This is a genomic window from Acetobacter sp., assembly GCF_047721705.1.
Classification (GTDB): domain Bacteria; phylum Pseudomonadota; class Alphaproteobacteria; order Acetobacterales; family Acetobacteraceae; genus Acetobacter.
In genome coordinates this window covers 22,020-32,027 of record NZ_JBDNXK010000035.1, presented here as the reverse complement: position 1 = coordinate 32,027, position 10,008 = coordinate 22,020, and the positions used below count along the sequence as shown (strand labels likewise).

Genomic DNA, 10,008 nt, shown 5'->3' with positions numbered 1-10,008 from the left:
CAGGCAGACTCAATGATTCATTAAAATCGATGAAATTATTATTATAATACATTATATTATGAAATCTGCCCCTCTATGCAGGCCGGTGTCATCAATCCAACGAGGAGAATGTTCAATTGCCCTCTCCAGCCCCTGAACAGAAACCAGCGCGTACTTTCATAAAACCACAAAACATTATAATAGGCGTCCGACCGGCATAAGAGACACCTCACGTCTTTGCCGAAGAGAACACCGCAAAGCGGTTGTCAATTACCTGAGAATGGCCAGCTGAATGACCGTAATATCTCGCATCGAAAGCATGCCCTCGCTCACCGGCTTCCAGGACACGACACCTACTCCTCTTCCTTCCGCTTCCGGCCAGAAGCGTCGCTATGCTGATTTTGCGACCTTTACAGAGGCCTTGGACTACGCGGCAGAAGGCACGGCGGGGTACGACATCTATTCTGGACGAGGCATCCTTCTGGAGGCGCTTCCCTACCGCGTGCTGCGTGAGCAGGCGATGGCAGTGGCGCGCCGCCTCCTTGCACTTGGTCTTAAGGCTGGGGACCGTGTTGGCCTGATAGCGGAAAGCGACGGCGATTTCGCACGCGCCTTCTTCGGCTGTCAGTACGCCGGTCTTGTCGCGACCCCAATGCCGCTGCCTGTCGCCTTCGGTGGGCGTGACACATATGTCGGCACAATCCGCGGCATGATGGAAACGGCGGATGTCTCGGCCATTGTCATTCCTGACGTCATCGCAGGATGGACTGACGATATCATTGCCGGATTCGATCTGAAGTTCGGTGGCTCTCCGGAGCAGCTTCTTGCGCTGCCCGCCCCAGACCTTCCTCTGCCGACCATCAAGCCGGATGACCTGTCCTATCTCCAGTTCTCTTCCGGCAGCACGCGCTTCCCTAAAGGCATCTGCGTGACGCAGAGTTCGGGAATGGCGAATGCCCACGCGATCTGCCACGACGGTCTGCAGGTTCGGGAAACAGGTGATCGCTGCGTTTCCTGGCTTCCCCTTTACCACGACATGGGATTGGTCGGCTTCTTCCTGACGCCAATGACCTGTCAGCTGACCGTCGATCTGCTGCCGACACGTGAGTTCGCGCGTCGTCCGCATGTCTGGCTGGACCTCATCTCCCGCAATCGCGGCACGCTCTCTTACAGCCCTTCCTTTGGCTACGATCTCTGTTCCCGCCGCTCTGGCGCCGCTAACATCGACCTGTCGAGCTGGCGTGTCGCAGGTATCGGTGGCGATATGATCCGTCCCCACATCCTTGAGAGCTTCGCCGAACGCTTCGCTTCTCAGGGATTCGATGCCCGGGCTTTCGTGGCGAGTTACGGCATGGCGGAAGCGACGCTCGCCATCAGCTTTGCTCCGCTGGGAGAAGGCATGCGGACCGACACCATCGATCTGCGCCGTCTGGAAATCGAAGGCGTGGCACATCCGTGCAACGATCCTTCACATTTGCTCCGGACCTTTGTCCTTTGCGGCACCGTTCTGCCGGGTCATGAAATCGAAGTTCGTGCGGCCAATGGCACCGTACAACCGGAACGCCATATCGGCACCATCTATGTTCGTGGACCGAGCCTGATGAGTGGCTATTTCCGACTCCAGAAGGAAAGCGCCGAAGCTCTGGATGCTGACGGATGGCTGAATACGGGTGATCTCGGCTATATGCTGGATGGTCAGATCGTGGTCACTGGTCGCGCGAAAGACCTGATCATCATCAATGGCCGCAACATCTGGCCGCAGGATCTGGAGTGGAGTGCCGAGAACGAGATTGATGGTCTGCGCAACCATGACGTTGCGGTGTTCTCTGTTGATGAGAATCAGCAGGAAAAGATCGTTGCGCTCGTGCATTGCCGTGCAACCACATCGGAAGCACGCAACCAGCTTAGCGAGCGTGTCTCAACGGTGTTTCGCCGGCATGGTGTGGAGGCGACCATCATTCTGTTGCCGCCGCACTCCCTGCCGCAGACCTCATCCGGCAAGCTGACGCGCGCGCGGGCGAAAGCCATGCTGCTGGCGGGCGCGTTCAACAGACTCGAGGAAGATACTCCTTCAGCCGCCTGATCCTCGGCACTTCCCAACCCTGCGATGACGGTGCGTCATCGCAGGCCCCAGACACACGGTGACATTATGACTGGCGAGAACCGCTCTTTTCGGCCATAACCCGCCGTCGGCGATATCTGACTACACAGATCCGCCCAGCGATGACTGTTTTAAGGTGCCCGAATGAGTGAAACGGTTCAGGATGTCTCGGCTCTGATCATCAAGAAGCTCCTTGCCAACCCCAAGGTGCCCCGTGACATCACCGGCTCCAGCAAGATCGTGGAAGATCTCGCGTTCGACTCTCTGGCGGTCATGAACTTCGTCATGGAAATCGAGGATGAGCTGGACGTCTCCGTCCCTCTCGACCGTCTGGCCGAGATTCGCACGATTGACGATCTGGCTGAATGCATCGTCTCCCTGAAGAAGGGCGGCTGATCGGTCATGAGCATCTTCGACAAATTCCGCGGCGTCGAGCAGCGTCTTGCCGAGCTTCAGGCCGAAGGGGGACGCAATCCTTTCGCCGTCGTCATTGAGAAGCCGCTGTCCTCGACCGTGGGACTTATCGAAGGTCGCGAGACGCTTCTGTTCGGCACGAACAACTATCTTGGCCTGAGCCAGTCGCCTCACGCGATAGAGGCGGCCGTCGAAGCTGTGAAAGCACGGGGCGTCGGCACAACGGGTTCCCGCATCGCTAACGGCACTCAGAGTCTGCATGAGCAGCTTGAGCAGCATATCGCCGGATTCTTCCAGCAGAAGCACTGTATGGTCTTCTCGACGGGGTATCAGGCCAACCTCGGCATGATCTCCACGCTGGCGGGCAAGGGCGACTACCTGCTGCTGGATGCCGACAGCCATGCCAGCATCTATGACGCCAGCCGCCTTGGTCACGCACAGGTCATCCGTTTCCGTCACAACGATCCGGACGATCTGCACAAACGCCTGAACCGGATCAAGGACGAACCCGGCGCGAAGCTGGTAGTGGTCGAAGGCATCTATTCCATGACCGGCAACGTCGTGCCGATGGCCGAAATGGCGGCCGTGAAGCGCGAAACAGGGGCAACCCTGCTGGTGGATGAAGCCCATTCCTTCGGTGTGCTCGGCCCGAACGGGCGTGGTGTGGCTGAAGCGGCTGGGGTGGAATCGGATGTCGATTTCATCGTCGGCACCTTCTCCAAGAGCCTTGGCACAGTCGGCGGTTACTGCGTCTCGCAGCACCCCGAACTGGAACTCGTGCGTCTGCACTGCCGCCCTTACATGTTCACCGCGTCGCTTCCTCCCGAAGTGATCGCGGCGACAATGGCGGCGCTGGATGACATGAAGGCGCAGCCGGAACTCCGCACGCGCCTGATGGACAATGCAGCGCGTTTCCATGCTGGCCTCAACAAACTTGGACTGACCACAGGCAAGACGGTGAGCCCCGTTGTCGGCGTGGTTCTGGACACGATCCCTGAAGCCATCATGCTTTGGAACACCCTCCTCAGCCTTGGTCTTTACGTCAATCTGAGTCTGCCCCCCGCGACTCCTGACCATCATCCGCTTCTGCGCTGCTCCGTCATGGCGACGCATACCAGCGACCAGATCGACCGTGCCGTGGAAATTTTCCGCGAAGCTCTGTCACGCCTGCCTGCGGCCGCGTGAAATGGCCATCTTCCTGCGGCTGAAAAACAGCAACAGGAAGATGTATGCCTCCCTGCGATTCGTACCACTCAAGAAGTAACAGCCTTGAGTCAGACAGCCTCCATTCTTGGTGATCTCATTACCAGCCCTGTCTGGCCGGAACGTCTGCGGCAACGCGTGGCGGCTCTCCACACTGTTTTCGACACTGTTGTGGCGCCGCAGGCTGCGGATGCAGACCGAAAAGGTCGCTATCCTTTCGAGTCCATCACCGCCCTGAAAAATGCGGGCCTCATGGCGGCTGCGCTGCCCGAATCCTATGGTGGATGGGGACTGACACAGGCTGAATCACAGGAACTGCTGTTTGTTCTTGCCATCGCAGACCCCTCTGTCGCCCAGATTTACAAGGTGCATGATGATCTCGTCCGCGAGATATTTTCCATCGCCGATGAAAGATCCTGCACTCAACTGGCGCATCTTATCGTCACCAGATCGTTCATCATCGGTCAGGCCATCGCGGAAAATGGCAAGCGGGCCGATACGTTCGGCCATGTCATTGCGGCCCCGGACGCCTCAGGGACATATTGCCTCACGGGCCAGAAAATCTATGCGACCGGTGCACATGGCGCGGATCTGATTGGCGTGACTTCTTACGACGCAATCCAGCAGACCATGCGATTCGACCTCATCCCCCGCGAGACAGCGGGGATGACGCTATGCGACGACTGGAATCGACTGGGACAAAGAGCCACCGATTCCGGGACCGTGATCTTCGACAGAACGCCTCTCAAGGATGACCTGTTCGTTCATCGCCCCGGTGCGATGCCGCCTGATTGGTCTTCCCTCCGCTATCAGAACGGCTTCTCGGTCATTCTTGCGGGTATAGCCGTTGCCGCCTTGAGAGAAGCGATACGCTTTATAAAGGAACGCAGTCGCCCGTGGATCGAGGTGAAGGGATCATCCGCCACCGATGATCCATTTGTCCGGCGTCTGGTGGGTGAGATTGGCGCAGATGTCGCAGGAAGCGTGACCGCGGTCCGTCATGCCGCTCAGCAACTCGATGAATGCGCGGCCGGTGTTGTGTCGCGGAGCGAGGCGGCCATGACCGTCTATGCCGCACGATCGCTCGCCAGCAGAGCCAGCCTGCGCGCCACATCCGATATCATGTCGGCCATGGGCGCTCGGGCCACAGATCTCGGCGTTGGTTTTGACCGTTACTGGCGTGATGCGCGGACGCTTTCTCTCCATGATCCGGTGGAATGGAAACATGAAGAGATCGGCAATCACCTTCTCACCGGGTGGCTACCCGCTCCGGCTCTGTATCGCTGAGCTGTAGTCTCCGGGTCTATCGCCCGTCAGGCATGGGCAACGTCTCTGGGGACGGCTATGCCCTTTGAAACATCCCACTCTCAAAACAAAACAACAATATAAAAAACGATGTTTTATATACTTTTATTAAAATGAAAAATTAAATACTCAGAAAAAGAAACGATACATGACCGACACATCCGTGAACGCCTCGTCTCTTCCTCCCGCTTATACTCTGACCGGGCCTGCTTCCCTGTCTGTCGGTTCGAAGGCAACTTATACTGTTCTACTTGCATCCGACACGACATTGACGGCTGCACTCACCATCACCCCGACCAGCACGATTCCCGGCACGTTCACGCCCACTACCGTGACGCTGGCCATTGGCGCCACGACCAGTGTCGCGTTTACATTTACACCCACGGCAGCCGGGTCCGGCACACTCAGCACGACAAACTCGGGTGGATTGAATGATCCGCAACCGGTCGCCGTCATCGCCACCGCGCCACCAACGGCGTTCACAACCTATACGCTGACAGGACCAACCGCTCTCACAACTGGCGTGACCGCCACATATACGGTCACACCCGGTAGCGGCACCGCTCTTTCCCTGCCGCTCTCCATCACACCATCCTGCACCATAGCCGGGTCCTTCTCACCCGCCAGCGTCACCATCCCGGCAGGAAGCACTGACGCCCTCACATTTACTTTCACACCAGATGACGACGGCGCCGGCACGCTCAATGTGAGCAACAGCGGAACACTTACCAATCCGGGAAGTCTTTCCCTTATCATTTCTGCTTCTTCAAAACCTTTTTCAAAATACGCCCTGAACGGTCCTCAGGCGCTTATCGTCGGCTCACCTGCCACATATACGCTCACCCCGGGAGCGGGAGCAGGAAACGCCCAGGCCATCACCGTCACCCCGACCAGCTCTCTTGCTGGAAGTTTCTTTCCCCAGACAAGCACTTTTCCAGCAGGCTCCACCACGCCCCTCAGCTTCACGTTTACACCGTCCATCACCGGCACGGGCACGCTCAGCGTGGTCAACACCGGAGCGTTAGCGAATCCTCAGAGCTTCACCGTAACGGCGCTGACTCAGACCACGCCTTATCAGGTGACTGTCGATTCCAGAGCTTTTCTCTTTTCACCGGGGAACTGGAGCGGCGATGAGGGACGCTCCGGCTCCAACTGGCGTAGCACCTGGAATGTGGGCGCGTGGTTTCAGGTTTCCTGGCTGGCATCGAGCAGTCCTGTCGCCACTCTCCATCTGGGACCCGCGGCAACCGGCGCCTTCATCACCTATTTTCTGAATGGTGTTGCCACGCAGGACATCTCCGCACAGACCGATCTCACCCTTTCCAATATTCTGCCGGGGCAGATCAATACACTCGAAGTCTTTCTCACGCGAACACCTGCCAATAGTCGCTGGAATAAAGGTGCGAACTGTCTGACTGTCAGCGGAATGACGATTGATGCGGCCTCCTCCCCCGGTCAGGTGACAGTTACACCCCCTTGGGGAAAGATTGTCGGAGACGGCGTAACAGAAGGTGTGGGCGCTGACAGCGGCACGGACAATGTGCTGGCCTCTTATTCCTATGCCCTGCTCCGCGCCATGGAAGTCGCAGGTTATGCCAGTTGCATCTCTGCATGCGCCGGTTCGGGTTACATCACGGCCGGAGATACACCTCAGGACGTGCCAGCCTTTTACACGGTGGCAGGCTCGACTAACGGAATCGGCGGTACCTATGACGACACAAAAAGTCGCTGGAATCTTATCGATTCCGGTCTTTCCGCACTCGATACGGATGGGAGTCTCAGTGCGTATGGCAATGCCAGCACAGCCCCCTCATGGATAGTCTTCAATCTGCTTGCCGGTGACGCGCTCGCCTCTGCCAACCCATCAGATGCCCAGGCCGCCATGACCCAGTGCCTCGTCGCTCATCGGGAAGCGGCACCCGATGCGTGGCTGTTCGCAGTCATGCCATTCGGATTTCATTACGCCGGATTATACAGCGCCACCTGGCCACAGCTTTTCAATAACGCCGTTGCCGAATATCAGGCGCTATACCCTGACGATGAAAAAATCGGTGTTATCGACATCGGGAAAAAACTGTCCGTTCTGCTGGAATCCAATCGTGGCTGGTATACATCCACCGATGGACAACAACTTCTTGCGCCGGGACAATCTCTTTTTGCAACAGCGGTTGCCCGTCTCATGCTGGAAAGCATGAGCAACACGCCGACTGCGCGATCATACGTTTACTACTGATCGGAAACCGTGAGGAATCCTCATGGGATTCCTCACGTGAACCAGCTTCAGGCCTTGAGAGCCTTTTCCAGAAGATCCAGACCTTCATTGAGAAGATCATCGCTGATGGTCAACGGCGGCAACAGACGAACCGTTTCTCCCAGCACACCACAGCTCAGAACGATCAGGCCAGCTTCCGTGGCCTTGGCGCACACGCGACCGGCACCACCTGCCTCGACTTCTTCGGAACCATGACCTTTGAGCAAATCAAACCCGATCATCGCGCCAAGACCGTGAGCCTTGCCAACGGGTACCAAATCCGAACGGCTGGTCCATCCTGCAACCCGCTCGCTGACAATCTGGCCAATCCGCTCGGCTCGTTCACACAGCTTTTCAGACTCGATCACGTCGAGCACGGCCAGTCCCGCCGCACAGGCGAGCGGTGAACCGCCATAGGTGCCACCGAGACCACCCGGACGCACAGAATCCATTACTTCAGCACGCCCTACGACACCCGAAAGCGGGAACCCGCCACCCAGCGCCTTCGCCACCGAAATCAGGTCCGGCTTCACACCTGAATGCTCGATACCGAACAGTTTGCCCGTGCGCGCAAAGCCCGTCTGCACTTCATCGGCAATCAGCATGATGCCGTGTCGCGTGCAGCGCTCACGCAGTCCTTCCAGCAGTTCCTTTGGCGTGACCCGGAAGCCGCCCTCACCCTGAATGGGTTCGATGATGATGGCCGCCACACGCGACGGATCGACATCGGCAGCGAACATCAGATCAAGCGCGCGCAGACTGTCGGCAACCGAAATGCCTCGTGCAGGAAATGGCGCATGGAAAACGTCGCCCGGCATGGTGCCAAATTGCGTCTTGTAAGGATTGGTCTTGCCGGTCATGGCCGACGCCAGCAGTGTGCGACCATGAAAGCCGCCCGTGAAGGCGATCACGCCCGAACGGCCCGTTGCTGCGCGGGCGATCTTCACGGCGTTTTCGGTGGCTTCCGCGCCTGTGGTGAAGAAGATGCTCTTCGCCTGTCCATCAAGCGGCGCCGCCTCATTCAGACGTTCAGCCAGAGCGATATAATTCTCGTATGGCGCGACCTGAAAGCCCGTATGGCTGAAACGGCCTAACTGCGACTGCACTGCCTCGATGATACGCGGATGACGATGACCGACATTGACCACCGCGATCCCGGCGGCGAAATCGATGTAACGACGTCCTTCGACATCCCATAACTCCGCACCTTCAGCCTTGTCTGCATAAATGGCTGTCGCGGAACCAACTCCAACCGGTACAGCCGCTGCACGACGAGCGGCCAGATCCTTGTTGCTCTTCACTGAAGTCACTGACTGGGTTCCCATTTCAGAACATTCCGGCCGCTTCTCCAATGCGACAGCGCAATGAAAAAGCCCCGAAAATACGACACGCCCCGTGCGTAAAACGACTGACCTGCGTTGTCGAGCCAGAAGCTGAATCGCAGCCTGTTCTGTATCCCCTCTTTCCTGTGCCTTTCCCTTCGTCAGATGCGAAAAACCTCAATCACCGCTCCAGATCACGCAGATTGAAATCAACCGGCACGGTCAGTGAAATGGGGTCACCCTCAATACTATCCGGCGGTGGCGGTAAGGGTTCCGCTCGTCGGACCAGCGCCAGTGTTTCCTCATCAAGCACCCTATGACCAGAACTGCTCCGAATGCTTACCGACAGAACATGTCCTTTCCGGTCCATGGAGAAGTGCAACATCGCCGTGCCTTCTTCTCGCTTGGACTGCGCCTCCACCGGATAACGCTTGAACCGTTCAAGCCGGGCCAGCAGTTCTCCCTGCCACGTCGCTTTTTCGTGGGAGGCACGCGCAGCCGATGCGCCGGAAACCGGGGAAGCGGACGACTGCGATGGTGGTGAGAGAGACGCTGGAGGCGCCGTATTTTCCTGCGCGGCAGGCAGCGGCACGGGAGAAGGTGGCTGCGGCGGTGTCGGCGTTTTGATCTTCTTGTGAATGATCTTCGTCTTTTCCAGCTTCGGGAGCGGCACGGGAGGGTTGGGGGCAGGAGAAGGCGGGGCCGCCACTTCTGGTGGCGTAAGCTCGGGCACCGGCTGAGCTACAGCCTGCTGCGGTCCAACCGGCTGCTCTGTCTGCGGAGAGGCTGGCGCCAGAGGTGTCAGGTCGATGGCGATTGCAGCTGGGGGTTCTGCCGCGACGACCATTTCGGCTTTCGGCAAGAGCGTGAGACACCAGACACCGCCTGCCGAAGCCAACAGAACGACAGCCAGCGAACCCGCCCAGCGCTGCCGCTCGTGACGACGCTCACTGGCGCGACGGCTCCGTAACCCATCAATGAACAGCGCATGGCCATTCACGGTTCGCTTCCTTCTTCCTGTCCTTGGAGGTTCACGAGCGCCACTTTCAAATATCCGGCTGCCCGTAATTTATCCATGACACCCATCAGGGTGCCGTAATCCACGGTTTTATCAGCACGCAGAAAAATACGTTCGTCCTTGTTGCCCTTGGCAGCCTTTTCCAGTGCAGCCGCCAGCGCGTCAGCCGATACGTCATCCTCCCCAACGGCCAAGCCATGATCAGCTTTCACCGTGACAAACACCGGATCATCCGGGCGCGGCGCGGGCTTTTCTGTCGAAGACGGCAGATCGACCGGAACATTAACCGTGGTGAGCGGCGCAGTGACCATGAAGATCACCAGAAGCACTAGCATCACATCAATGAAGGGTGTGACGTTGATGTCATGCGCCTCATCTGGCGTCTCGTCTTTGTGGCGCATCCGGATCATGACGC

The 10,008-nt window shown here is 58.1% G+C and carries 8 protein-coding genes; 5 read left to right on the top strand and 3 right to left on the bottom strand.

What is annotated here, in order from left to right:
• The first annotated feature begins 271 nt into the window (after positions 1-271).
• The 5 genes from ABF824_RS07895 (at position 272) to ABF824_RS07875 (ending at position 7,235) form a co-directional block, all read left to right on the top strand.
• Positions 272-2,062: a fatty acyl-AMP ligase gene (locus tag ABF824_RS07895; protein ID WP_415487773.1), complete on the top strand. Its 1,791-nt coding sequence runs from the start codon at positions 272-274 to the stop codon at positions 2,060-2,062.
• A gap of 162 nt (positions 2,063-2,224) precedes the next feature.
• Positions 2,225-2,476 (top strand): acyl carrier protein, encoded by a 252-nt coding sequence (locus ABF824_RS07890; RefSeq protein WP_415487771.1) that lies wholly within the window; start codon positions 2,225-2,227, stop codon positions 2,474-2,476.
• A gap of 6 nt (positions 2,477-2,482) precedes the next feature.
• Positions 2,483-3,679, top strand: a complete 1,197-nt coding sequence (gene spt, locus ABF824_RS07885; protein WP_415487769.1) for a serine palmitoyltransferase — start codon at positions 2,483-2,485, stop codon at positions 3,677-3,679.
• 84 nt (positions 3,680-3,763) lie between these two features.
• The gene (locus ABF824_RS07880) at positions 3,764-4,984 is read left to right on the top strand and encodes an acyl-CoA dehydrogenase family protein (RefSeq protein ID WP_415487767.1); all 1,221 of its coding nucleotides are present in this window, start codon (positions 3,764-3,766) and stop codon (positions 4,982-4,984) included.
• Between the two features lie 166 nt (positions 4,985-5,150).
• Complete coding sequence (locus ABF824_RS07875) at positions 5,151-7,235, top strand: hypothetical protein (RefSeq protein ID WP_415487765.1); 2,085 nt, start codon at positions 5,151-5,153, stop codon at positions 7,233-7,235.
• Between the two features lie 47 nt (positions 7,236-7,282).
• On the opposite strand, the gene gabT is transcribed toward ABF824_RS07875, so the two are convergent.
• The 3 genes from gabT to exbD form a co-directional block, all read right to left on the bottom strand.
• Positions 7,283-8,554: a 4-aminobutyrate--2-oxoglutarate transaminase gene (gene gabT, locus ABF824_RS07870; RefSeq protein WP_415487781.1), complete on the bottom strand. Its 1,272-nt coding sequence runs from the start codon at positions 8,552-8,554 to the stop codon at positions 7,283-7,285.
• Between the two features lie 202 nt (positions 8,555-8,756).
• A complete protein-coding gene (locus tag ABF824_RS07865) occupies positions 8,757-9,575 on the bottom strand; it encodes an energy transducer TonB (protein ID WP_415487763.1) in 819 nt (272 codons plus the stop codon).
• Complete coding sequence (gene exbD, locus ABF824_RS07860) at positions 9,572-10,003, bottom strand: TonB system transport protein ExbD (RefSeq protein WP_415487761.1); 432 nt, start codon at positions 10,001-10,003, stop codon at positions 9,572-9,574. The genes ABF824_RS07865 and exbD overlap by 4 nt, the downstream gene beginning before the upstream one ends.
• Positions 10,004-10,008 lie beyond the last annotated feature (5 nt).

What these genes read in the sequence shown, in the direction of transcription:
- ABF824_RS07895 (WP_415487773.1), top strand. Translation starts at nt 272, where the DNA reads ATGACCGTAATATCTCGCATCGAAAGCATGCCCTCGCTCACCGGCTTC.
- ABF824_RS07890 (WP_415487771.1), top strand. Translation starts at nt 2,225, where the DNA reads ATGAGTGAAACGGTTCAGGATGTCTCGGCTCTGATCATCAAGAAGCTC.
- spt (WP_415487769.1), top strand. Translation starts at nt 2,483, where the DNA reads ATGAGCATCTTCGACAAATTCCGCGGCGTCGAGCAGCGTCTTGCCGAG.
- ABF824_RS07875 (WP_415487765.1), top strand. Translation starts at nt 5,151, where the DNA reads ATGACCGACACATCCGTGAACGCCTCGTCTCTTCCTCCCGCTTATACT.
- exbD (WP_415487761.1), bottom strand. Translation starts at nt 10,003, where the DNA reads ATGATCCGGATGCGCCACAAAGACGAGACGCCAGATGAGGCGCATGAC.